Annotated in this window: 22 protein-coding genes and 1 pseudogene; 8 read left to right on the top strand and 15 right to left on the bottom strand. The window is 64.2% G+C overall.

Features of this window, described 5'->3' with window-relative positions; genetic code table 11:
• The first annotated feature begins 137 nt into the window (after positions 1–137).
• Positions 138–3,107 (top strand): annotated as a pseudogene (locus ACP15H_RS26955) (TrlF family AAA-like ATPase).
• A 273-nt stretch (positions 3,108–3,380) separates the two neighbouring features.
• The gene (locus ACP15H_RS26950; protein ID WP_425069206.1) at positions 3,381–3,935 is read left to right on the top strand and encodes a hypothetical protein; all 555 of its coding nucleotides are present in this window, start codon (positions 3,381–3,383) and stop codon (positions 3,933–3,935) included.
• 306 nt (positions 3,936–4,241) lie between these two features.
• On the opposite strand, the gene ACP15H_RS26945 is transcribed toward ACP15H_RS26950, so the two are convergent.
• The 11 genes from ACP15H_RS26945 to ACP15H_RS26895 form a co-directional block, all read right to left on the bottom strand.
• Positions 4,242–4,595: a hypothetical protein gene (locus ACP15H_RS26945; RefSeq protein WP_425069205.1), complete on the bottom strand. Its 354-nt coding sequence runs from the start codon at positions 4,593–4,595 to the stop codon at positions 4,242–4,244.
• Positions 4,596–4,889: 294 nt separating this feature from the next.
• On the bottom strand, positions 4,890–5,141 hold the full coding sequence (locus tag ACP15H_RS26940; RefSeq protein WP_425069204.1) for a hypothetical protein: 252 nt from the start codon (positions 5,139–5,141) through the stop codon (positions 4,890–4,892).
• Between the two features lie 848 nt (positions 5,142–5,989).
• Complete coding sequence (locus ACP15H_RS26935; protein WP_425069203.1) at positions 5,990–6,316, bottom strand: hypothetical protein; 327 nt, start codon at positions 6,314–6,316, stop codon at positions 5,990–5,992.
• Between the two features lie 9 nt (positions 6,317–6,325).
• Complete coding sequence (locus ACP15H_RS26930; protein ID WP_425069202.1) at positions 6,326–6,949, bottom strand: hypothetical protein; 624 nt, start codon at positions 6,947–6,949, stop codon at positions 6,326–6,328.
• A 212-nt stretch (positions 6,950–7,161) separates the two neighbouring features.
• Positions 7,162–7,500: a hypothetical protein gene (locus ACP15H_RS26925; RefSeq protein ID WP_425069201.1), complete on the bottom strand. Its 339-nt coding sequence runs from the start codon at positions 7,498–7,500 to the stop codon at positions 7,162–7,164.
• The gene (locus ACP15H_RS26920; RefSeq protein WP_425069200.1) at positions 7,490–8,065 is read right to left on the bottom strand and encodes a hypothetical protein; all 576 of its coding nucleotides are present in this window, start codon (positions 8,063–8,065) and stop codon (positions 7,490–7,492) included. The genes ACP15H_RS26925 and ACP15H_RS26920 overlap by 11 nt, the downstream gene beginning before the upstream one ends.
• 328 nt (positions 8,066–8,393) lie before the next feature.
• Positions 8,394–10,826: an AAA family ATPase gene (locus ACP15H_RS26915; RefSeq protein ID WP_425069968.1), complete on the bottom strand. Its 2,433-nt coding sequence runs from the start codon at positions 10,824–10,826 to the stop codon at positions 8,394–8,396.
• A 146-nt stretch (positions 10,827–10,972) separates the two neighbouring features.
• Positions 10,973–11,764 (bottom strand): hypothetical protein, encoded by a 792-nt coding sequence (locus ACP15H_RS26910; RefSeq protein ID WP_425069199.1) that lies wholly within the window; start codon positions 11,762–11,764, stop codon positions 10,973–10,975.
• A 26-nt stretch (positions 11,765–11,790) separates the two neighbouring features.
• Positions 11,791–12,387: a hypothetical protein gene (locus ACP15H_RS26905; RefSeq protein WP_425069198.1), complete on the bottom strand. Its 597-nt coding sequence runs from the start codon at positions 12,385–12,387 to the stop codon at positions 11,791–11,793.
• The gene (locus tag ACP15H_RS26900; protein ID WP_425069197.1) at positions 12,384–12,728 is read right to left on the bottom strand and encodes a hypothetical protein; all 345 of its coding nucleotides are present in this window, start codon (positions 12,726–12,728) and stop codon (positions 12,384–12,386) included. Before ACP15H_RS26900 ends, ACP15H_RS26905 begins: the two co-directional genes overlap by 4 nt.
• Positions 12,729–12,840: 112 nt before the next feature.
• On the bottom strand, positions 12,841–14,151 hold the full coding sequence (locus ACP15H_RS26895; protein WP_425069196.1) for an integrase: 1,311 nt from the start codon (positions 14,149–14,151) through the stop codon (positions 12,841–12,843).
• Positions 14,152–14,264: 113 nt separating this feature from the next.
• Between ACP15H_RS26895 and ACP15H_RS26890 the strand changes: the two genes are divergently transcribed.
• The 6 genes from ACP15H_RS26890 (at position 14,265) to ACP15H_RS26865 (ending at position 20,579) form a co-directional block, all read left to right on the top strand.
• Positions 14,265–14,945 (top strand): hypothetical protein, encoded by a 681-nt coding sequence (locus tag ACP15H_RS26890; RefSeq protein WP_425069195.1) that lies wholly within the window; start codon positions 14,265–14,267, stop codon positions 14,943–14,945.
• A gap of 48 nt (positions 14,946–14,993) precedes the next feature.
• Positions 14,994–15,845: a sulfite oxidase heme-binding subunit YedZ gene (locus ACP15H_RS26885; protein WP_425069194.1), complete on the top strand. Its 852-nt coding sequence runs from the start codon at positions 14,994–14,996 to the stop codon at positions 15,843–15,845.
• Positions 15,846–15,857: 12 nt separating this feature from the next.
• The gene (gene modB, locus ACP15H_RS26880; protein WP_425069193.1) at positions 15,858–16,544 is read left to right on the top strand and encodes a molybdate ABC transporter permease subunit; all 687 of its coding nucleotides are present in this window, start codon (positions 15,858–15,860) and stop codon (positions 16,542–16,544) included.
• Positions 16,541–17,602, top strand: a complete 1,062-nt coding sequence (gene modC, locus ACP15H_RS26875) for a molybdenum ABC transporter ATP-binding protein (protein ID WP_425069192.1) — start codon at positions 16,541–16,543, stop codon at positions 17,600–17,602. The genes modB and modC overlap by 4 nt, the downstream gene beginning before the upstream one ends.
• A gap of 55 nt (positions 17,603–17,657) precedes the next feature.
• Positions 17,658–19,280: an FMN-binding glutamate synthase family protein gene (locus tag ACP15H_RS26870; RefSeq protein ID WP_425069191.1), complete on the top strand. Its 1,623-nt coding sequence runs from the start codon at positions 17,658–17,660 to the stop codon at positions 19,278–19,280.
• Positions 19,281–19,349: 69 nt separating this feature from the next.
• On the top strand, positions 19,350–20,579 hold the full coding sequence (locus ACP15H_RS26865) for a PLP-dependent aminotransferase family protein (protein ID WP_425069190.1): 1,230 nt from the start codon (positions 19,350–19,352) through the stop codon (positions 20,577–20,579).
• 120 nt (positions 20,580–20,699) lie between these two features.
• On the opposite strand, the gene ACP15H_RS26860 is transcribed toward ACP15H_RS26865, so the two are convergent.
• The 4 genes from ACP15H_RS26860 to ACP15H_RS26845 all read right to left on the bottom strand — a co-directional run bounded on the left by ACP15H_RS26860 (position 20,700) and on the right by ACP15H_RS26845 (position 24,111).
• Positions 20,700–21,119: a VOC family protein gene (locus ACP15H_RS26860; protein ID WP_425069189.1), complete on the bottom strand. Its 420-nt coding sequence runs from the start codon at positions 21,117–21,119 to the stop codon at positions 20,700–20,702.
• A gap of 14 nt (positions 21,120–21,133) precedes the next feature.
• A complete protein-coding gene (locus ACP15H_RS26855; RefSeq protein ID WP_425069188.1) occupies positions 21,134–21,766 on the bottom strand; it encodes a YceI family protein in 633 nt (210 codons plus the stop codon).
• A gap of 26 nt (positions 21,767–21,792) precedes the next feature.
• Positions 21,793–22,329: an SRPBCC family protein gene (locus ACP15H_RS26850; protein WP_425069187.1), complete on the bottom strand. Its 537-nt coding sequence runs from the start codon at positions 22,327–22,329 to the stop codon at positions 21,793–21,795.
• 180 nt (positions 22,330–22,509) lie between these two features.
• Complete coding sequence (locus tag ACP15H_RS26845) at positions 22,510–24,111, bottom strand: flavin-containing monooxygenase (RefSeq protein ID WP_425069186.1); 1,602 nt, start codon at positions 24,109–24,111, stop codon at positions 22,510–22,512.
• Positions 24,112–24,194 lie beyond the last annotated feature (83 nt).

The raw sequence follows: 24,194 nt of genomic DNA, 5'->3' as shown, positions 1-24,194 counted from the left end.
GTGCCGATGGCGCGGAGGTGACTGGCCATTCTAGCGTGTACGGCAAGTACACTGCACACGCGTCTGTCGGCGACGATGCCGATCCGGCCCAGTCATGACCTTGACGACAGCCAGAAGGAAAATGCCCAATGGGGACTATGATCACTCGCGGTTCGGAATGGCATCGATGGGAACCGCATATCCATGCACCCGGGACTATTCTCAACAATCAGTTTGGTGCCACCGATCCCTAGAACTCCTACCTCACCACACTCGAAAGCCTGACACCGGCGGTCGAAGCCATCGCGGTCACAGATTATTACGTTACCGACACCTACGAGAAGTTGCGCAAGCATAAGGCGGCGGGCCGCTTGCCCGGCGTTAAGCTGCTGTTCCCAAACATCGAGTTGCGCCTCGACGTGGCGGCAAAGTCGGGCTTCGTGAACATCCATCTGCTAATCAGCCCCGAGGAACCGAATCACGTAGAAGAGGTGAAGCGCATCCTGAAGCGGCTGCAGTTCGGGGCGCATAATGATCGCTTCGACTGCACGCGCGAAGAGCTGATAAGGCTCGGCAAGCGTTCCGATACCACGATCACCGAAGATGGCGCGGCTCTCCGCCACGGCGCCACGCAGCTCAAGGTCAACTTCGACTAACTGCGTAAGGTGATCCACGAGAGTGAATGGGCGAAGAAGAACATCCTGATCGCCGTCGCCGGAGGCGCTGGCGATGGAACGTCCGGCCTGCGCCAGGCGGCCGACGCAACCGTGCGTCAGGAAATCGAGAAATTCGCCCACATCATCTTTTCGAGCAGCCCGGCGCAGCGTGAATTCTGGCTTGGCCAGCGCGGTGTAACCATCGAGGAGCTGCGTGCACGATATGGTGGCTGCAAACCTTGCCTGCACGGCAGCGACTCCCACGACCAGGAGTCCGTCGGGCAGCCCGCCGACAATCGCTTTTCTTGGGTCAAGGTGCGATCGAATTCGATGCCCTTCGCCAAGCATGCATCGACCCCGAAGGCCGCGCTATGTCGGTGAGCAACCGCCACGCTCGGCTATGCCATCGCAGGTCGTTTCGCACGTCCGAATTGACGGCGCAGAATGGGCTACCACGCCTGCAATCCCTTTCAATCCTGGGCTGGTGGCCATCATCGGAGCGCGCGGTTCAGGAAAGACGGCGCTGGCCGATGTGATTGCCGCGGGGTGCGACGCGATCACGCCGGCCAGTTGGGACGCCGACGAGAACATCAGCCCTTCCTTCCTGGCACGGGCTCGTAAGCTGATCGGTAACGCGGCGACGACGCTCGCCTGGGCCGGCGGCGTGACCATCACCCGCGCTCTAGATGGAAGAGACGCCAACGGCCATATGTCGTTCCCCCGTGCCAGATATCTCTCCCACCAATTCGTTGACGAGCTGTGCTCGGCCAAGGGTGTGTCCGACGGCCTCGTGGACGAGATCGAGCGCGTTATCTTCGAGTCTCATTCATCGGATGACCGGGAGTGGGCGCTCGACTTCGCCGAGTTGCGCGACCAACAGACCGCGCGTTTCACGCAGGCGCGCGAGCGTGAGGCCGAAGCAGCAGACATCTCCGACCGCATCGCCATTGAGTTCGAAAAGGAGAATCTGGTCGCCAGCCTGACGACTCAAGTCGCCCAGAAGAAACAACTGATCGCCGATTACACGGCCGATCGCGCCAAATTGGTGGTCAAGGGACAGAGGCACAGGTCGCCCGCCACGCCCAACTAAGCCAGGTGGCGCAGACGCTCCGGAACAAGATCCAGGCTTACGGCAATCAGCGCCGCACCTTCGTCGCCCTTCAGGACGAGGTTCGTAGTATGCGCGCCACCGGCGCGCCGGAAATGCTGCGGCAGGCCCAGGCGCGGCATTCCAGTAGCGGGCTCGACGCCGCACAGTGGGGAGAATTCCTGCTGATCTACAAGGGTGATGTCGACAAGAGCCTTGCTGCCTATGTCGCGTGGGCGGATGGCGAGGCGAGTAAGCTCAACGGTGTTCCCCCGCCGCTTGGCGATCCTAGAGCCCCATTGGTCGCCGATACGGCCGATCTTTCCACCCTTCCCCTTGCGCCGATCGCCGCAGAAATGACGCGGCTCGAGGCGCTGTTCAGCGCGGACAAGCTTGTTCGAGACCAATACGCCGCGCTCACTTCCCGCATTGCGCAGGAGAATTCGGCGTTTCAGACGTTGGACACCAGACTCACCGACGCGCAGGGCGCAGCGGTGCGTCGAAAGGATCTCCAGACAAAGCGCGACGACACCTACGGCAGGGTCTTCGAGGCTATCATCAACGAGCAAAATGCGCTCGCCGGCCTCTATGCACCGCTGATGGCGCGACTAGCTGTGTCCTCAGGCACACTCAAGAAGCTGAGCTTTTCGGTGCGCAGGATTGCCGATGTCCAGAAATGGGGCGCGTTCGCCTAAGAGGAGCTTCTAGACCGGCGGAAGACTGGTCCATTCTACGGTCGCGGCTCGCTGATCGCGGCCGCTACCGATGCGCTTAAGGGGGCGTGGGAGACTGGCACCGCGGCACAGGTGAAGGCCGCCATAACTAACTTCATGGTGAAATACCTGAAGGCTCTCCTGTCGCATGCACCCTACGCCTCAACGCAACAGGCTGAATTCCGGGCCTGGTCGAAGCGGTTCGCAAACTGGCTTTTCAGCACAGCGCATATCGCGGTCCGGTACGAGATTTCCTACGATGGGGTCGACATTCGGAAACTCTCGCCAGGTACGCACGGCATCTTCCTGCTGCTTCTCTACCTCGCCCTTGATGATTCAGACGACCGACCACTGATCATCGATCAGCCTGAGGAAAATCTCGACCCGAAATCCGTCTTCGACGAGCTCGTGGGCCTGTTCATCGCAGCGAAGGCAAAGCGCCAGGTGATCATGGTGACGCACAGTGCGAACCTGGTCATTAATACGGACGCCGACTAGGTTATTGTCGCTGAATCCGGCCCGCACCCATCGGGGGGTCTTCCACCCATCAGCTACGTTGCCGGCGGTCTGGAAAACACCGAGATCCGGAAAGCGGTCTGCGACATCCTTGAAGGCGGCGAAGCTGCATTCCGCGAGAGAGCCCGCCGCCTTCGCGTCCGCCTCGATCGATAGGATATCCGCGTTTCCCCGCGGACATCGGAGCCGCTGTGTCAGAGGCGGGCCTCTGACAAGCTATCGCCGCTGCGCGGCCGCAGCTTCGCAGAAGCTAAGCGAACGTCCTATGGCCGCTAAGGAGGCTCGCCCGATCTCGCCCACGTCAGAACGAAAGATCATCACAGACGGCGTCGGCGAGAGCTCCGCATCCTTCACGTGCCCGAGGCGGCTGAGAAGGAATCTAGCCTCATATAGCGTAGTAAGGAGCTGCAAGACGGGTTTGCCTTCAAAATGAATGAAATTCGCCATCCGGCCGCTATGATCGGGATACCGCTGTATTTAGCGGCATCGCACATCCACGATTATGTCCTGCAGGCCGATGGGGCCTTCGACGAGACGGTGCGCGGCATCCTCAAATTGAAGGCTGTTGGTCAGCAGGTGGAAATCAGAGTTGTTGTACATCGACAGAACGCTGGGCTTCCAGCACTCGCAGAGTTCATCGGCCGGAATTTGGCATTCGTCGACCATGTCATATTCATGGGCCTCGAGATGACGGGCTTTGCGAAAGCCAACATACTTGATCTGTGGATCGACCCTGTGGACTACCAACATGAACTGTACGAAGCCGCATCTCTGGTCGACGACTTGGGACTGAGGACGTCAATCTATGATCATCAACTCTGCGCAGTGAACCCGCGAGTGCGTTCGCTTGCAGCGCAATCAATCAGCGATTGGAAGAACGAATACATCGACGAGTGCGAGAGCTGCATTTTGCGAAGCTCCTGCGGTGGCTTTTTCGCCACTGGGCGTGTCCGCCGCAGCGATCACATCAAGGCTATTCTGTAGCTGCGTATTGTCGATCGCTACTCTGGATGTCCTGGCCGCGGCGGATGGTGGCATCCTTCAGGCTAGCTCCCGGACAGCTGACATTTGGCGCGTAGGTGCCCGGAGCAATTTTTTTTAGGCGATCTGGCAGACCCTGGTCAAAGTTGGGATCCTGGGTTTTCTGCCAGAATTCGGTGTCGTGTTTGGCCTTATGTTGAACCGTAGCCAGGCGGTCGTAGGCGACCAGCGACGTGGGTAGTCCCACACCATAGCCAGTTACACCTCGCGTCCCCTGCGCCGATGGCGGCAGTGTATTGCTGAAGGGCTTCAATCACGGGCGCGGCTCTTCGCGGAGGCGCGAAACCTCTTCTTCAGCCACATCAGTCGCGCCCGTTTGCGCGCCTCTTCATGAGGATCCGGCGCGGTGTCGGGCTTCGTGCTCGCCGGCGCATCGACTGTGGCAGGTACACGCCTGATCCGAAGAGCCATTAAGTCGCTCAACAGGATCGTAGGCGGGTATCCCTTGAAGTAGGGAAGTTTTCCGCTGAGGCGAAGGCGCTGCACCTTTCGGCGGCTCCACCGCATCCTTTCCGCGGCCTCAGCCTCGGTCAGAACCTCATCCGCGACGTCGGCCGCCTTTGTCGCGCGCGGCGTGTGGGACTGGTCATCTTCGGTAGGCATCGTGTCCTCGAGTTGAAAAGTTCGGGAGCGGCGCAAATTTGTTCGGGCGTCTTACGCGCCCGGTCGCCCCGCGTTTGGAGTGTACCGGGGGCGTGCTTGGCAGGTGGCAGGCACCCAGGTGGCGGGCTCGCGCGGCGCGGCCTGTCGGGCGGCTACGGTCACAATGACGGCCGCAACGCGCCCCGCTCCGAGCCAAGCCTACTGCCGCGCCAAGTCTCGAGCCCTTCGAGCGCCTGACGCGGCCCAGTAGCTGCGGCCAGCGTCGCGGGTGCGACGCTGGCGCCGGCTACTATCTTACGCGTCGCTCGCGGCGATCGTCCTCTCGACCCAATGCACCTGCGCTTGGACAGCCGGCCCGGCCACCGCATGGCCGGCAAAGCGCTGCAGCGTGCGATACGCCACGCCCCTCAGTTTGCCATCGTCGGTGTGCGCAGCAGCGAAGGCAAGATCCTCTGCCGCCTCCTGGATAGCGGCGTTATCAGCGCCCTTAACGACGCGGCGCAGCGCGGTGCAAGCCGCCTCTACATAACGAGCTTCATCGACCATAACGTTCTCCTGTTAGTCCCAATTGGACAGGCCAAACGTCCTGAAAACAGTGTATGTGCGCAAGATAGTAGGTGTACGAACTATCCGATTCTACAACGCGTTGTCAGAACAGCAGGATTTAAGGTTTGTTCGGCGACGTATGCTGCATGTCGGCAACTATTGCGCGGGGGCGTGGCTCGTTTTCATACACGCTTTCGCGCTTTCTTTGAGGTCACGGAGGGACTGGTTATCTCTCCTAGATAGTAGGCAACACACGATCTATTGCCCCGGACGCACACCGACGGGCGCAGGCGGGGCGCAACTGCCAGAAATAGAGCCGATCGGCGCGCCCATCGCGGATCGCGGCGAAGGGAGACCAAGTCAAGCTTGCGTAGGCACCGGCCCCTCGTCGCGCACAACGGCTGGCACTACAAATCGTCGGGAGGGCCGGCCGGCCTGCTGACTCGCAACATCCGCCTCTGGTTTGACCGCTGGGCCGACGGGGCGGCGCAAGCTTGGCAGCCGCGCGGGAGACACTCCGCCGAGCCGGGTGGCGCCGGCGGCGCGCGCCGTACGCGACCGGCTGCCCATTAGAGACCGCTAGCGGCGCGCCCTTCCGATCGGTCAGCACACTGGGGCGCGCGCCGCCGCTTGGAAGCAGCACACGGCGGCGCGAGAAGCTGGGCGGCGTCTGACGATCCAAGACGGCCTCGCATGGCGACTGTGCTGAAACCAGCCGCCGCCCTGAGTGCTAGAGATTTTTAAAGCATTTTCGTCAATCGGCCTGATCGACTTGCCGTCCACAAAGGCCACTTGAAGAGCTCTCGCAAGTTTCTGCTTCGGCCAGCCTCGGCGAGGCGCATCCCGTCTCAGAATCCGCTGTATGGCGTGCCGCCCCGGAAGCGCCGGTTACCGTTTGCGACGCTGATTTGTGGGCGCCGGGTGGCGTCCGCCTGGTCGAGCGCGCCATAGCCCGGCTGCGGCGACCAGCGGCCCGTCGCCTGCCCCAGGCGGTCGAATTGCTGCTGGTCGAAGTTGGGGTCCTGCGCGTAGCGATACAGTTCATCGAGGCGATTGGCGTTCTGCCGCGTCTCGTTCGCTTTGGAGTAGGCGTACAGCTGGCGCGGATCGATCGGGCGGAACATCTCGGCGAGGCTGTCGAACCCCTCTTTGACCCCAGAATCTGAGACAGGCATCGCAGCCTCCTACGGGGTCACCTGGACCGCGTTGTAGCGCGGGCCGAAAAGCCCAGTGTTGTAGTTCCCGATTTGCGACTGCCCTACGCCTGTGCCCGCATAGGCGTTCGCCTTCTCTAGCCCAGCCTGCGTGCCCAGCGCCGACGTGAAAGTCGAGAACAGCTGCCCCAGCGGCTCGTACGTGTCGGGCTGCGTCAGCAGCGACGCGCGGCTCTGTGCGTTCGTCGCGGCGGCGTTCTCGTCGCCTGTCGCGACCACTTGGTTCACAAGGCCAGTGCGCGCATCGGCAACTGCGTTGCGCGCTGAGTTCTCGAAGTCGAGCCCCTTGTCGGCCACCGCGCGCTTGTTGGTGTCGTATAGCTTCGCGAGCTCGGCTTCCTTGCCAGTGCGCGACGTGCTGTTCAGCAGGCCGTTGCGATCGAGATGGAAGGTGAGCTTCTTCCGGGCGTCGGCGAACTGGTCGTCGAGCTGCGGCGTGGCGTAGTCGAGGAATGCCTTGGATCGGCCCTTGAAGTAGTCGTCCGTAAACTGGTTGTCGAAGATGCTGTTGATGTTGCGGATGCCGTCTTGGGTGTCGTTCTGACGGGTCAGTTCCGCATTTCGTGCCGCGATGGAGTCGCCGCTACCGCCCATTGAGATGCACATTTGTGGCTCGCTTAAGCTCCGTGCGCGCTTGGCAGCAGGGGGCCGGTAAATCTGAAACTGCGCTACGACGTCGGGATAATGGCCTGGCGCCCGTAGGTGCTTCGAAGATTGAATTTCAACAGTCGCGCTCTCGCGCCTGTCAGGTTGCGGGATCCCGAGTTCCGCGGTTGTCGGGGTTGTCCATAGTGTACCACGTTGCGTCACTCAAAGACACCATCGCCACCATCCCTTGCGCGCGCTCGGCGCTTCGCCTGGGCTTGGATGCTCTTGATCTCGTGAGCAAGCTGAGCCGGGGTCATCGCATGGGGCTCGATAACCGGATCTTCCTCCGCTCGGGCGAAAGCACCAGCGGCGCGCATGAGCGCCACGACCATCGTGGCCTTGGCTGGTGCCGGCGCCTTCCCGTCCTTGCAGATGCTGATCGCTGTCCGGTACGCGACGTCCAAGCCTTCGGTTTTCACCAGCCGCTGAAACTGCTCGCGGGCCTCCTCGGGGCTGGCGTCTAGCGCCTGCTCGATCGCATCGTCGTCATCGGTCATTGATCGAATCCTCTCCTGTGATCTCTTGCTCGCGGCGAAGCTCCTCCAGGGCAGCTTTGCACTTCCTGAGCTCGGCTATCTCGACCGCCAACTTCTCCTGCTCCGAGTCGGGTGCGGGCGCCGCGGGTGGCGTATTGAACGCGGTGGCAAGTGCGCGATCCCGCCGACGCTGCTCCCGCTCGGCGGGGGTGCCGGGCTTGTGTGTGCGCTGCCACGCCTCGTATCGCACCCGCTCTTCCGGCGTCATCTCAGCGACCCTAGCGGCCTGCTCTGCGCGCCGAAGCGCGATCTTGCGGAGCTTGCGCTCGAGCTTTGCGATCGGCGCGCCGCGCCCTGGCATCTGCACCTTGTGCCAGTCCGCCCCGCGCGGCGTGACGCCGCCATGTAGTCGGCAGCGGCCGTTCTCCAGGCCGGGATTCTCACAAGGCTGGCGATCGCTCTTGCGGGTCGCTCCGCATTTCGGCGCAGCGGCGCGCGCAGCGGCGGCCTGCTGCGATGCAAGGCGCCGCTGTTCGGCCGCTTGGGGAGACTGGCTCCAGGCGCGCTGACCAGGCGTCGTGCCCACAGGCCGGTTCTTTCGGCCCCTCATTGGGCGGTGTCCTTCCGGTATTTCAATTCCACAGGGCTTCTTCCTGTCGAAGACAACCTGTCCAGCCGCTGTATTGGGCGGCCTGGGAGGGTTGGCTGGCTTATCGAGCCAAGCCATCCTCCGTAGGACCGATAAGCTCGATAAGCTCCAAGCCTTGATTTTATTGGGTTTTTTCGGCCCTTGTCGGAAATTCTTGCCGATAAGCCCGACAAGCCCCCTGCCAAAGGGCCCGAAATGCTGCAGCCACTGCGTTTTACGCTTGTCGCCGATAAGCTGCCGATAAGCCCGACAAGTCCGATAAGGCTCATGCCGCACCAGCCACTGGCGCTTCTGCGGTTCTCACCACCCACCAAGGAGATGTCTCCAGATCAGCGTCCTTAGCGACGCGGATGCGGACAACCTGTCCACGGCGGACGAAGCTAGCGCCATTGCCGCCGAGAGCGGCCGTGATATGGGCGGTTACACTGTTACGCGCCTTTGCCTTGCACAATCCGGCGGTCCGCATGCGCTCGCCCATGCCGGGCCACATGTCACCCAGTGCGATCCGGTCGACGGTGCCGAGAAGATCGTCCGCGATCTCTGCGACCGCGACGGCCTGCGCCTTGTCCTTCGCGTCGCCGCCGACTGCCGCGGCAGCCACCAGCGCTCTGTGGTCGATCAACTCGAGGACGGGCGCCCGATCGCCGCCCAGGCGTAGCGCTTCGCGCGGCGGCCCGTCGAAAACGGCTGCCGCTGAGCCGGCAGCGCCCGCCCCGTTGCCCACCGGCGCGCTTACCCGCCTGAAGACCAGGGGCTCGGTCGGCCGCCGGTCGTGGCTGACCTTCGAATAGTCGAGCCGGATCAGCCTGTCGCCGGCGTTTACGCCCCAGTCCTTCTCATCGCCCTGCCCGGTGACGTTGCACAGGGTGAAGGCGCTGCGGACCTTGCCGACGGCGGCGAACCCGCCGCGGCCGGCGCCCATGTCACCCTTCGCGTCGCGCGTCGCCTTGGCGGTGTGATGGACAACTTGGATATTGCAGCCGAGCTTGGTCGCCATGACGGCGAGTGTCTGCATGACGTCGTCCTGGTCGTCGTTGTCGTTCTCCCGCGCGCCGGCGCAGAGGCTGACCTGCGGATCCAGAATGATGAGGACCGCGCCATATTGGCGGGCGACCTGCTCCAGGGTGTCGGCGCCTGGCGCCCGCTGAAGGGCGTCGCGATCGGTGCGTCGCTGCATGATTGTTAGCCGAGGGTGATCGATGCCGCTCCACAGGATGATGGGGTGCGCCATCGCCTCCGGCGTCACGCCGTAATAGCGCTGGGCCGCGGCAAGCCGCCGGCGCATCTCTTCTGCGCGATCTTCGGCGTTGTAGACGATCACGGCGCCCGCCTGGTGCAGCCGCTCGGGGCTGATCGGCGCGCCCGCGACGTCGACGCCGCGCAACAGGCGTTCGTCTCCGGTCGCTACAGCCAGAGCGTCGCGAAGGGCAAACGTCGACTTGGAAATGCCTGGCTCGCCCACGCACTGCGTAACGTCTCCGATAGGAAGTCTCGGCGCGACGAGCCAGCACCGGACGGGCAACGCCTGAGCGTCGACGAGGCCGGTGACGACGCACAGGGGTGGCAAGACGTCGGCGGCGGGCGAGGCCGGCGCTGGGGCCGGGGCTGCACCCGAAGCGAACCACTCGTCGGCGACCGGCCGTGCCTTCGTCTTAGCCAGGGCGCGCGCAACCGTTCCTGCGGCGTAGCTGGCGCCGTAGCCTTGGCCGTCCTTTTCCTCGAGCTTACTGGGGGCGATCGCGAAGACCGCCTGAGCGAGCTCGGTAGGGTCCCGCAGCCCATCCTCCGCGAGGCGTGCCGCGATGGCGTAGTCCCGTGCAGAGCGGTCGACGTCGCGCGCAAGCAATGCCTCAAGCCGAGACCAAGTGTCCCGCAACGTCGCCACACGGGCGGCAACGTTCGGCGGAAGCTCTTCAGGCCGGCCGCACACGCCAATGACGGCGTCGTAGTCGATCCCGCACGCTCCAGTGTCCGGGCGGTCCGCCTCTGGCAGCGGCGCCGCCAGCATCGCTAGCGTCTCCAGACTGTAGCGGGCGGCAGGGTCGTGCCTCAGGAGCGTTGCGACGCTCGGCCGGCGGCCCTTTGCTCGCTTCTTGGCGTCGGGCCAGTTTGTCGTAAACGGAATCCTGAAGAGATGGTCTATGGAGTGGGTCTTATCTGACCCGACCAGGCGACCGAGCGCCTTCGATTGGCACTCTACCGTCGCACAAGTCTCGGGCGTGTTCGGCAATGGCTCCTTGAGGAGCCAAATCATCTGAACGCCGTTGCCGCTGTCGATGATGGTGGTGGGCGGCGCGAGGAAGTTTCCCGCCCACTCGTTCGCGAGAGCCAGTAGCCTAGCGCGCTCGCGATCGTAGCCGCCCTCTGTGGCTTCTTCTTCCTCCCGCGGGTCGAGGTCCAACACGACGCCACGAATCACCGCTACATCAACCTTTTTGAGCCTCCCGGCCTTGCCCATACGGGCACCCTTCGGCTTCGGCTCGTTCAGGGAGAAGTGCAGATTAGCGGTGGCGTTGTTTTCTGCGAGCCACGCTCGGCACACGTCCCGCTGTGTCGACATTCTTGGAAAGGCGCCAACCAGGCCGCCGTCCGGGACGATCCGAGCGAGAGCAACGGTCCCGCGGTCAACGAGGGTGGACAGGAAGTCGGCCGCGCGGTCGTAGTCGACCGCCGGCGCGGCTTGTGTTAGGATGGACATCTTCAATCCAATCAGACTTTACGGCGTCGCTGGCTGCAGGCCTCGACGCCGTTTCTCTGTGATGAGGCCGGCGCGTAGGCGTCGGATGGTTGCGCGTGGCGAGCGCGCGACGGTCGCCTACAGACAAGGACAGTCGATCGGACAGGCTAAGAAGTTTGCTGCAGTGGTCCTGCGCTCAGCGCCAACAGAGCGACGAACGACCCTAGACTGATGTTGTAGTTCAACAGCTTGGAGGCGAAGTCGCGGGCCGGCAGAGGGACGGCGTCGGTCAGGGCCAGTCCTATGGCTTCAACCGCGGTGCAGGCCAGCATAGCGCGCAAATCGACTAGATCGCCTCGCGGCGTGATCGGATGCGAGTCGAAATTCTGGAGGACGGGCATCGAGTATGGGCCAGGAAGCACCCGGACGTAATAGCGCCCCTCCAACACAGTGACGTGTGAGGCCATTTCGAGCAGCTGCTCAGCCGGAAGCTCGGCCGCAGTCGCAAACCCGCACCGCCGCCGCAGCTGGTCGGCGAAGCCGACTTCGCGCAAGCCGTTGTAGGCGGCGAGATCCAGGATCGCCCGCCCCGGCATAACCGACACCAACTTTTTGAACGTGAAGGCGAGTGTCGCGGCGACGACGTTGAAACCTGGCTCCGGTGCGTATATCTCTGCCAAGACACCGCACGGCAGCTCCGGCATTGCGTTGCGGTCGGGCAGAGATACAGAGGTCTCGGTCCAGCTTGGCACTGGCCCAAAGGCGGCGCCCCGTCGGGGTAGAGCGGCCGTCGGCGATAGCTCGACGTGGCCCGCGGTCCGAACGACGCCCGCGCCTTCTATGCGCTCTAGGAGCCGAGTGATTGCATGGGCCTGCTCCGCATCCCAGCCGCTGCCGGCGCTATAACGGAGGGTCGCCAAGACGAGCGGGTCGGTCGGCGCCGTCCGGTCGCCGCTCATGCGAACTGATAGGCTTGCGGCAGGGCTCATGTGGAGGCGCTATCGTTCGGAGAGACCGGCAGGTTTGCCCACCGCCAATACACCTCGATCGATAGATGGTCTGCTGTCGTCAGCGCTACTTCGACCAAGTCGCGCTCCTCGCGACCAGCCTTCGCATGGCGTGCCTGAGACCACCGAACTAGCTTTTCCACGTCGTTCTGGGAAATGCCGGGCCCGAGGGCTTTTGCTGCCTCGGCGCAGACGTTTGCGTCGCTGCGCGGGTCCTGAGCGCGGTTCGCGAATTTCCGGCACGCGAGGAAGTGTGCATAGGCAAGGTGGGCGCCTAGCGGGTAGCTCCGGGCTGTCGGCCGGGCAGACCGCTTCATGAGTGCGAGAATGGCGAACTTAGCGAGGTGTGTCTCGCTCGCGAGCAAATGCAGCAACCAAGGCGGGCGCGGCCCATCCGACGGCATCCCCAGCGCGACGATTCGTTTCTCGGTGTCCGCGGATGCTGCATCGAGCAATCGCTGCATCGTCACCACTTCCGGCTCTGCCTTTTCACGAACGACGTCACACCAGCGGACGAGGGCAGAGCCTTGCGGCGGGTTGCGGAAAACGCCCGGCAGGGCGGCGCGCGTGCTCAAGCGGCACACACACGCCGCGCCGCCTGGGCGGCATGAGCTGTCCGACCTTGTGCTGCCGGAGACCAAGGCTCGGCACCGTCAACGAAGTTATTCAGGCTCAGCGTTGTGACGAGTGTGCGCCCCTCGAGCCGGCGGAACTCCAGCCGCGCTTCTGACTGGGCTCGATATAGGCTGGCGACAGAAACCCCGGAGATGCGGCTGGCCGACTGGAGCGTCTGGTATTCGGTCTTGCGCCAGTCCTGTTCGTCGACTCGAGGCGTAGCCGGCAGCGCCTGAGCAACCTTCGCCGGCCGGTCGGTTGGCTTACGTGCCGCCCGATTCGCGGCAGTGATCCTTTGCATCGTTCACTCCTGACTTTCGTGAGGCAGAGGAACGATAACAGAATATAACCCCTAAGTCATTGAAATTGCTACGTATATCGCCTGTATGTCGAGCGTATATCATTAATTTTCTTCATCTGATCACAGCGGGAAAATTTGGAGATTCCACGGGCTTGGCGAACGTCAGAGCTGCACGGCGCGCTAGATCTTCTGTTGCATCGACAATGAACGCCGCATAGTGCGCCTCTATCATTTCGATCGAAGTGTCGTGCAAAGCTGCCACCAGACGCACCGGCAACATCGCTTTCAGGCCGCGGACGATGGAACTGTGCCGTAGCGCATACATCACGGTGTCAGCAGGGACGCCAGCGCGCGCGACTGCTGCCGGCCACCACCGGTCGGCCTCGTGCGCCCACCCCCACGCACGGCGCGTATCGCGCCCCCACGCGCCTTTGCCAGTGCGACGGAAAGACCAGCGTTCGAGCAAAGGCTCCTCTGCTGCACGCCCCTGTGTCGCCGGCACAAGACGAGCTATCACGTCTTCGGTGAGGGGGATTGCCACAGGTGGCTTAACGCGCTGGGTGCGGCCCTTTACTGAGCCAGGCATCATGATTCTCGACTGCGGTGCTTGCAGAGCCAACACTGTGGCTTTCCGCGCCTGTGAATGACGCGCACCTGTTGCCGCCAAGGTCAAGACGAGCCGACCGAAGTCGCCCGACTCATCAACCTCAAAAGCCGCCTCCACAAGCGCGCTGACTTGGGTGTCTGTCAGCAACTGCCGGCGTGCTTGCGTAGATGCGTCGAGCGCCTTCGTGCCAAATTTGATTTCTTGGAAGATGTGAGCTGGCAATTGTCGTCGATGCTTGGTCGCGGCAGCGTAGAGCGCCGCGCGCAGGTCATTCAGGAGCCGATTGATCGAAGACGGGGCCATACCCGAGCCCTCAACAAGTCCGGCGACCAGTTCTTCAATATTGGGGGCGCGCAGCTTGGCTAACTTTGTCCGGCAGAACTCAGCGTGACCCAGGACGTGCCTCTTTAGCCGCGCCCTCGCGTTGGCACCGTCATTTTCTGACCTCTTCTTTCGCACCAAAATGTAGGTCTCAACGGCGCTCCCGACAGTCGGCTCGGCAGCCGCTCGCTCAGTATCGGCCGACGTTTCCAAGACTTCTTGCTGGCGACTGCTCCACTCCAGGGCGCGCGCAACTGCAGCCTTGAAGCCGATCGCATCTGCGGCCGCCGGCGCATCATCTGCACGTCCGATGCGCTCTTCAGCGCGACCGCCGAAAGCAATTGTCTTTGCAATCCAAACTCCGGCGCCAGTCCTGCTGCGGCGGTAGCCCAGAGACACCCCGCCTCGTCCACCGGAAATTCCTACCCAATACGGATTTTTGCGAGCCATAAGACGTGTACGCTTGGCCGGAGTATCTATCTCAACTGACTTCATGCCGTCCCACTCCTGCTTCCCACTTTGAGGTCCGGGATGCTCATGAAAATGATAACTTCGCCCCCACAAAATGCTAGGTTTCACAGGCATCCGGAGCCTCCACGATAGGAATTATGATGCCTCTCCTCGGCAAGGGAATGCTGCTCACGTTCACCGACGTGTCGGCGCGGGACGAGCGCGACTACAACGAGTGGTACAATCGCGAGCACATCGACGATCGCGTGAACCTGCCGGGATTCCACCGTGGCCGACGCTACGCCGCGGTGCGCGGCACGCCGAGATATCTCGCCGTCTACGAATGCGACACCGTCGCCATCCTGGGCACGCCGAACTATCTGCAGACGCTGGACAACCAGACGCCGTGGAGCCAGGCGGTGATGGCGCGCTTCACCCATTTCAAGCGGCTGACGCTGCGCATCCAGGTCGACCAGACGCATGGCGTTGGGGCTGCGCTGGCGACGGTCCGCTTCGTGCCCGATCCGCGCCGCCGCAAGGCGCTGGTCGACTTTCTCTCCACGCAGATCCTGCCGAAGCTGATCGCGCGGCCGGGCGTCCTGGGCGCGGCGGTCGGCGAAAACGACCTGGAGGTGATGCATGCCCCCCTGCAGGACAAGAGCATGGATCATCCCAGGGCCGACGAGTCCGAATGGGTCGTTCTGATCGAGGGGGCCGACACGGCGGCCGTCGGCGCCGCCGCACGTGCCCTGTTCACAACGTCGCGACTGCGGCCCTTCGGGGTCGAGGCGGCGCCCGCGATCGCCACCTGGCGATTCCTGTTCGGCAACCAGCGATGACGTATCTTTGACCCGCTGTTGATCGCGCAATCGAATAGGGTCGCCCGCGTGTCCAATCAGCGTATCATCTTCTGGCTGAGGCTCGCGACGCTGGTCGCCCTCTCCCTGCCCGCCCTCGATCTGGCCTGGCGCTGGTACAGCGGCGATCTCGATCCACGCCCCGTGACGCTCGCCACGCATGCCACCGGCGACTGGGCGGTCGCGTTCCTGCTGGTCTCGCTGGCGCTGACGCCGGCGCGCGCGGTCTTCGACTGGTCGCCGCTGATCCATATCCGGCGCAGGGTCGGCGTCGCGGCCGCGCTCTATGCCACAGCCCACCTGCTGATCTACGTGCTCGATCAGAAATGGAACCTGATCGTCGTCGCCACGGAGATCGTGAAGCGCTTCTACCTCACCATCGGCTTCGTGGCCCTCCTCGCTTTGGTGGCGTTGGCGATCACCTCGACCAATGGCTGGCAGAAGCGGCTGAAGCGCAACTGGAAGCGCCTGCACTGGCTGGTCTATCCGGCCGTCGCGCTGGCGCTTCTGCACTTCTTCATCCAGTCCAAGGTCAAGATCGGCGAGGCCGCCTTCGCCGCCGGCCTGTTCGTCTGGCTGATGCTGTGGCGCGTGCTGCCCGTGCGACTGCGCACGAGCTTCGCGGGCCTGTTCCTGCTGGCCGCCGCCGCCACGCTGATCACGGCCGGCTTCGAGGCATCGTGGTACGGGCTGGTGAACAAGATCGATCCGATGCGCGTGCTGGCCGCCAACCTCGATCCCGAACTGGTGCCGCGTCCCGCACAGAAGGTGCTGGCGGTTTCCCTGCTGGCGATCGTGCTGGTCGCGTTGCGCCGCGGACTCGCTGCGGCGACCGGGCTCTGGACGCAGCGCTATATCCGAAGGACTATATCGCCTTCCTGATCGGAAGAGGACATGACTCCGGACGAATGGACGGCCGTACGGCTGAGCCTCCTGATCGCCACGACGGCGACGCTCTGCAGCCTGCCGTTCGGCATCGCCATCGCCTGGCTGCTGGCGCGCCGACGCTTCTGGGGCAAGAGCCTGCTCGACACGCTGGTCCACCTGCCGCTGATCCTGCCGCCCGTCGTGACCGGCTACCTGCTGCTCCTGTCCTTCGGCCGGCGCGGCCCGATCGGCGGCTTCCTGGCCGAGGAATTCGGCATCGTCTTCTCCTTCCGCTGGACCGGCGCGGCGCTGGCCTGCGCCGTCATGGGCTTTCCGCTACTGGTGCGTGCCATCCGCCTGTCCATCGAGGCCGTCGACCAGCGGCTCGAAGCGGCCGCGGGCACCCTGGGCGCTCATCCGCTCTGGGTCTTCGCGACCATTACGCTGCCGCTCTGCCTGCCCGGTATCATCGCCGGGGCGATCCTGGCCTTTGCCAAGTCGATGGGCGAGTTCGGCGCCACCATCACCTTCGTGTCCAACATACCGGGCGAGACGCAGACGCTGCCGGCCTTGATCTACACGCTCACCCAGGTGCCGGGGGGCGACGCCGCCGCGATGCGCCTCACCCTGGTGTCGATCGCCATCTCGATGCTCGCGCTGCTGGGGTCCGAGCTCCTGGCCAAGCGGATCGGCGCGCGGCGGCAGACGGCATGAGCCTCGAGGTCGACATCGACCACAGGCGCGGCGCCTTCAGGCTCCAGGCGCGCTTCACGGCGGCGCCGGGACTGACGGCGCTGTTCGGCCGCTCGGGTTCCGGCAAGACCAGCCTGGTCAGCATCGTGGGCGGTCTGATCCGCCCCGACCGGGGCCGCGTCACGATCGACGGTCAGACCCTCGTCGACACCGAACGCGGCCTCTTCGTGCCCGCACACAAACGGCGCATCGGCTATGTCTTCCAGGACAGCCGCCTGTTCCCGCATCTCAGCGTGCGCCGCAACCTGCTCTACGGGCGCTGGTTCGCGCGCGGCAGCGGCGGCGCGACGGCCGATCTCGGCTCGGTGGTCGAACTGCTGGGCATCGGCCATCTGCTGGAGCGTCAGCCTGAGTCGCTGTCGGGCGGCGAGAAGCAGCGTGTCGCCATCGGCCGGGCCCTGCTCGCGCGGCCGCGGCTGCTCCTGATGGACGAGCCGCTGGCCTCGCTCGACGAAGCGCGGCGCGCCGAGATCCTGCCTTACATCGAGCGGCTGCGCGACGAAGCCGGCGTCCCCCTCCTCTATGTCAGCCACTCGGTCGCCGAGGTGGCCCGGCTCGCCACGACGGTGGTGATCATGTCCGAAGGCGCGGTGACGGCGGTCGGGACGGTGCAGGACATGCTGCCGATGGCCGATGCTGCCGACGGCGGCGCGGTGCTGGACGCCCGGATCGTCCGCCACGACGAGACGTTCCACCTCTCGGTCCTGGAAAGCGCCGCGGGCGAGCTGCAGGTGCCGCGCCTCGATGCGCCGGTCGGCGCGCCGGTCCGTGCCTATATCCGCTCCCGTGACGTGATGCTGAGCCTGCAGCCGCCCGTGGACATCAGCGCGCTGAACGTGCTGGCCGGGCGCATCGCTTCCATTTCCCCGACGACCCGTGCGCAGGCCGATGTCCGCCTGGACTGCAACGGCGCCGTCCTGGTGGCCCGGCTGACCGCCAAATCGGTCGATCGGCTGGCCCTCTTCCCCGGGCGGCCGGTTTACGCGGTCGTCAAGAGCGTGTCATTCGAACGCAGTTAAGTGCGCTAGACTGACGGTGGGCACCCGGCCCGCCAATGAAGCCTGAGGGAACCGAATGAAATCGATGCCGCTGCCGCTCACGCCGCGATTCATCACCTGGACGCTGGCGACGACCTTCGCCGTGCTGCTCGGCGCCGCCTGGGCCGTCGATCCGCGCTCGTGGTGGATCGGCGTCGGGTTCGTCCTTGCCCTCTTCCTGGCCCTCGTCGGCCTCTACGACTATTTCCAGACCAAGCACGCGGTGCTGCGCAACTACCCCATCGCGGCGCACATGCGCTTCATCTTCGAGGCGATCCGGCCCGAGATGCGCCAGTATTTCTTCGAAGGCGAGAAGGACGGCCTGCCGTTCCCGCGCGACCGGCGCGCCATCGTCTATCAGCGCGCCAAGCTGGTGCTCGACGTGCGGCCCTTCGGCACCAACTACGACGTCTATGCCGAGGGCTACGAGTGGATGACGCACTCGATCTCGCCCACGCCCGTGAGCAAGGAGCCGTTCCGCATCTCCATCGGCGGGCCGGACTGCACGCAGCCCTATTCCGCGTCGATCTTCAACATCTCCGCGATGAGCTTCGGCGCGCTCAGCGCCAACGCCATCCGCGCCCTGAACGGCGGCGCCAAACTGGGCGGCTTCGCACACGATACCGGCGAGGGCGGCTACAGCCCCTACCACCGCGAGGGCGGCGGCGACATCATCTGGGAAATCGGCTCCGGCTACTTCGGCGCGCGCAATCCCGACGGCACCTTCTCGCCGGAGAAATTCGCCGCCGGTGCCGCCAACCCGCAGGTCAAGATGGTCGAGCTGAAGCTCAGCCAGGGCGCCAAGCCGGGCCATGGCGGCGTGCTGCCCGGTCCCAAGGTCAGCGAGGAGATCGCCCTGACGCGCGGCGTGCCGGTCGGCAAGGATTGCATCTCGCCGTCGCACCACACCGCCTTCACGACGCCGATCGAGATGATGCAGTTCATCGCCGAGATGCGTCGCCTGTCGGGCGGCAAGCCGGCCGGCTTCAAGCTCTGCGTCGGTCACGAATGGGAATTCCTGGCGATCTGCAAGGCGATGCTGCAGACCGGCATCTATCCCGATTTCATCGTCGTCGACGGCAAGGAGGGTGGCACCGGCGCCGCGCCGATGGAGTTCCTCGATCATGTCGGCAAGCCGATGCGTCAGGGCCTGCATCTCGTGCACAACGCCCTGGTGGGTATCGGCGCGCGCCACCGGATCAAGATCGGCGCCGCCGGCAAGATCATCACGGCCTTCGACATCATCCGCGCGATGGCGCTGGGGGCGGACTGGTGCAATTCGGCGCGCGGCTTCATGTTCGCGGTCGGCTGCATCCAGTCGCAGTCCTGCCACACCGACCGCTGTCCGACCGGCGTGGCCACGCAGGACCCGACCCGCCAGCGCGCCCTGGTGGTGCCCGACAAGATGGAGCGGGTGGCGAACTTCCACCGTGCCACCCTGCAGGAGCTGGCCGAGCTCACCGCCGCCGCGGGCCTCGACCATCCCATCGACTTCAAGCCCATCCATATCACCCGACGTGTCTCGCCGAGCGTCGTGGCGACCTATGCCGACCTGTATCCGGCGCTGGCCGAGGGCGAGCTCGTGTCGGGGACCAGCGACAAGCGTTGGCGGCGGGCCTGGGACATGGCCCATGCCAATTCGTTCCGCGCGACGGCCTGAGCGAGCGCAAATCTGTTGCGAATCCTCTTTGGTTGGCCCAGCAATTGGCCAACCAAAGAGGAAACGACCATGACTGCTCCGTTCGACTTCGCGCCCCTGCTGGCGCCCGGCACACCCGCACCCGCCGCGAAGTGGAACGGATTCCCCAAGTACAACTTCATCGGCGGCCACAACGACGCCGGCAACGTGCCGGTGCAGGCGCTGATCGACGCGGCCACGGCGGTGCTGACGCGCGAGGGCGCGACGCTCGCGACCTACGGCCTGAACAGCGGCCCGCTGGGCTACAAGCCGCTGCGCGAGTTTCTCTCGGCCAAGCTCAAGGACCATGCCGGCATCGAGTGCGCCTCGGACGAGATCCTGATCACCTCGGGCTCGATGCAGGGCCTCGATTTGATCAACAGCCTGCTGGTGACGCGGGGCGATACCGTCATCATCGAGCAGGAGACCTATGGCGGCGCGCTGACCAAGCTGAACAAGCTCGGCGCCAATGTGGTCGGCATCCCGCTCGACGGCGAGGGGCTGCGGCTCGACGTGCTGAAGCAGAAGCTCGAGGAGCTGAAGCAGAAGGGCATCAAGCCCAAGTACATCTACACGATCCCGACGGTGCAGAATCCGACCGGCGCCATCATGGGCGAGGCGCGCCGCGCCGAGCTGCTGAAGATCGCCGCCGAGTACGGCGTGATGATCTTCGAGGACGAGTGCTATTCCGACCTGATCTGGAGCGGCAAGCGCCCGCGCTCGCTCTACGCCATGGCCAAGGGCGAAGGCGTCATCTTCATCGGTTCCTTCTCCAAGTCGATCGCACCGGCGCTGCGCGTCGGCTACATCGTGGCCAAGTGGGAAATCCTCGGCCGCATCCTCGGACTCAAGCAGGACGCGGGATCCGGCGCCCTCGAACAGATGGTGCTGGCGGAGTTCTGCAGCCAGCATTTCGCCAACCACGTGCCGAAGCTCAACAAGACCCTGGCAGCCAAGCTGCAGGTCCTGCGCGAGGCACTGGCCGAGCAATTCGGCACCGCCGCCGAGTTCGGCGATCCCGAGGGCGGCATCTATCTCTGGATCAAGCTGCCGGACCAAGTGGACACGACGAAGCTCGCCCAGGCCGCCCTCGCGGCCGGCGTCTCGCTCAATCCCGGCCAGGAATGGTCGACCAACAAGGACTATGCCCGCTCGCGCCTGCGGCTGTGCTTCGCCAATCCCGAGCCCGAGACGATCCGCAAGGGCGTCGAAGTCCTGGCCGAGGTGTGCCGCCGCGAATTCGGCGTACCGCTGCGCTCGTCCAACGTCGAGAAGAAGTAACTCTTCCTTCGTAATCGGAAACGATCAATGGAGCGCGCAACTCCAGTTGCGCTCATCCTTTGTCCAGCGACGAAGCTTGAGCGCCACTGGAGTGGCGCGCTCCATTGCGAGGCTTAGGCCTCACATCTCCTGCGGCACCATCACCATCCACGAGACGCCGAACTTGTCGGCGACGCAGCCGAAGCGCGGCGAGAAGAACGTCTTGCCGATCGGCATCTGGATCTGGCCCTCCCTGGCCAGCGCCTCGAAGGCCTTGTCGGCCTCCGCTTCGGTCGCGACATCGAGGGCCAGCGAAAAGCCCTGAAAGTTCGTCTTGCCGTCGCTCGACATGCCGTCGGAGCACATGATCATCGCCTCGCCGATCCGCAGGCTGGCATGCATCACCGCCTCGGGGTCGACCTTCATGTGTTCCGCCGCGCCAGTATCGGGATTCTCCCTGAAGCGCATCATCATCTCGACCTTGGCGCCGAGCTTCTCCTGATAGAAGGCCAGCGCCTCCTCGCAGCGGCCATTGAAAAACAGATAGGGCTGGATCGCCATGTCATCCTCCTTGGCTAAGGGTTCCGCTCGAACTCGGTATCGATCTGGATCTGGATGGGGTCGGTGAAGAGCGACGGCAGCCCGTAATCCTGCGGATTGATCGTCGCAACGGCATGGACGCCGAGGCGCGGCTTGCCTTCGAAGCCCTTGCCCGCGCCGCCCAGCTCGACGTCGAAGGTGACGGGCCGGGTCTTGCCCATCAGCGTGAACTGCCCCTCGACCTTGCCGCGCGTCTTGTCGACCGGCTTGAACGACGTCGAGACGAAGGTGGCTTCGGGAAAGGCCTTGGACTTCAGGAAATTGTCGCCCGCCAGTTCCTCGGCGAAACCTTTCACGTTGGTCGCGATGGAAGCGGTCTCGACCGAGGCCGAGAGCTTCGACTTCTCGATCGCCGCGGGATCCCAGGTGAGCGAGCCTTTCGCCCGATCGAAGCGGAAGACGCTCTGCGAATAGCCGATATGGGAAACGCGAACGATCACCGCGGTGTGCTGCTCGTCGAGCGTATAGGTGCCGGCCGTCGCCAATGCGATGTCGCGCTCGCCGGCGAAGACTCCCGGCGGCAGCGTTCCCGGTGCCGGCGTCTGGGCCAGCGCGGCTGTCGAGCCCATCACGAGAGCGACGGCAAGCGTGCGCAACATGCGGTTCATATGGATCCTCCTCGACAAGTGTGTGTTCACTTCTCGACGACGGTCTTCAGCTTTGCCAATCCTGCCGCAAAATCCCGGCCGATCATGTCGTCCATGTCCATGAAGGTGCCGACCAGCTTGGTCATGAAGGTGCTGGGACCGTACATCGCCCAGGTGACAATCGTCTGGCCGCCCTTCGGTTCCACGGTCAGCTCGGCCATGTTGTGACCTTCGAAGGGCTTGAGGAAGTCGAGCTTGATCACCACCCTGTGCGGCGGCGTCGAATCGACGATCTCCATGCGGCCCTTGCCGACTTGGTCGTTGCCGTCCCATTCGTAGACGGCGCCCTTGCCGCTTTCGGCGCCGCTGTAGGTGCGCTTCATCGCCGGGTCGCGGCCCTCGTAGGGCGACCATTCGGTCCAGCGCTTCAGCCCGTCGATGTAGGGAAAGATCTTCTCAGGCGGCGCGTTCAGGCTCGCCGAACGCTCGACGCGAAACGAATCCGGCCTCGTCGCGGCATAGATCAGAATCGCCGCAATGCTTGCCAGGACGACGGCAACGACGATCGTCAGGAACTTGCGCATTCGGGCCTCGCGTCCCGTTAGTTAACCAATAAGTTAACACTTAGGGCGATACGATAGCTCTCGTCAATGATCTATGGCCATGGTCCGGCGCTGGGGGCGCGGCCCTCCTGTGGCGCGTCTTCCTTGGCAGCAAGAGAAGATCGCGCGACCGGAGTCGCTCGCAGCAAAATTGACCCTGAGTCAGGCCAGCGCGAAGCCCTCGTAGCCGTTGGCCACGACTCTCTCGCAGGCCTGGATGTAGGCCGGCAGGCCGCCGATATAGGGCATGAAAACGCGCGGCTTGCCGGGAATGTTGGCGCCGACATACCAGGAGCTGCAGGTCGAGCGCAGGGTGATGTTGGACACGTCGCCGACATGGCCGACCCATTCCTCCTGCGCTTCCGGCACCGGCTCGATCACGGTCTTGCCCTTGGTGCGCAGCGCCTCGAGGCAGTCGGCGATGAAATCGACATGCTGCTCGATCGAGGGAAGCATGTTGGTCAGCACCGAGGGGCTGCCCGGACCGGTGATCATGAACAGGTTGGGAAAACCCACGACGGTCAGGCCGAGATAGGTCTTCGGCCCCTCGTTCCAGCGTTCCTTCAGTGTCACGCCATCCCGGCCGCGAATGTCGACCTTGAGAAGCGCACCGGTCATGGCATCGAAGCCGGTGGCGAGGACCAGGCAATCGAAGGTGTAGTCCTCGCCCTTGGCCCGCAGGCCGTTCGGCGTGATGCGCTCGATCGGCTCGTCGCTGATGTCGACCAGCGTCACGTTCGGCCGGTTGAAGGTCGCCCAGTAGCCGGTGTCGACGCACAGCCGCTTGCAGCCGATGATGTTCTTCGGCACCAGCGCCGCGGCGGTCTTCGGGTCCTTCACGACTTCGCCGATCTTGGCGCGCACGAAATCGGCCGCGGCCTTGTTGGACTCGTCGTTGAGCAGCAGGTCGGAGAAGGAAGCCATGAAGCCCAGCCCGCCATAGTCCCAGCGCGCCTGGAACTGGCGATTGCGCTCCTCCTCCGGCGTCTCGGCGGCCGATGCGGGATTGATCGTGAAGTCGATGCCGGCCGGCTTGGTCTTGGCCCGCTGGCGCATCTCGGCATAGCTCGCCTTCACCTGCCGCACATAGTCGGGGTCGAGCGGCTTGTTGTGCGCCGGCACCGTGTAGTTGGCGGTGCGCTGGAAGACGGTGAGATGCTTCGCCTGCTCCGCCATCACCGGGATCGACTGAATGGCCGAGGAGCCGGTGCCGATCACGCCCACCGTCTTGCCGGTGAAGTCGACACCTTCATGCGGCCAGTTGCCGGTGTGATAGGTCGGCCCCTTGAAATCCTCGAGGCCGGGAATCTTGGGTGTGTTGGGCGACGACAGGCAGCCCATCGCGGTGATCACGAAGCGGGCCGTGACCTTGTCGGATGCACCGCCGGCCTTCTCGGTCTCGATCCTCCACAGGTTGGCGGTCTCGTCGAAGACGGCCTTGCTGACCCGCGTCTCGAAGCGGATGTCGCGGCGCAGGTCGTAGCGGTCGGCGACGTGGTTGGCGTAGCGCAAGAGCTCGGGCTGGGTGGCGTAGCGCTCGCTCCATTCCCATTCCTGCTCCAGCGCGGGATCGAACTGGTAGGAATACTGGACGCTCTCGACGTCGCAGCGCGCCCCGGGATAGCGGTTCCAGTACCATGTCCCGCCCACGCCCTTGCCGGCCTCGAACACGCGCGCCGTGAAACCCTTCTGGCGAAGCTTGTGCAGCATATACATGCCGCCAAAGCCTGCGCCGATGATCACCGCATCGAAATCGATCGACATGCGTCCTCCGGAATTTTGGAAATGGGTAGAAATTCCCTGGCAAAATTAGTGCGGGAGAGCAGGTGGCCGCGCAAGCCTTCCCG

Source organism: Reyranella sp. (assembly GCF_965249915.1).
GTDB lineage: Bacteria > Pseudomonadota > Alphaproteobacteria > Reyranellales > Reyranellaceae > Reyranella.
This window is presented reverse-complemented; position numbering and strand designations above follow the sequence as displayed.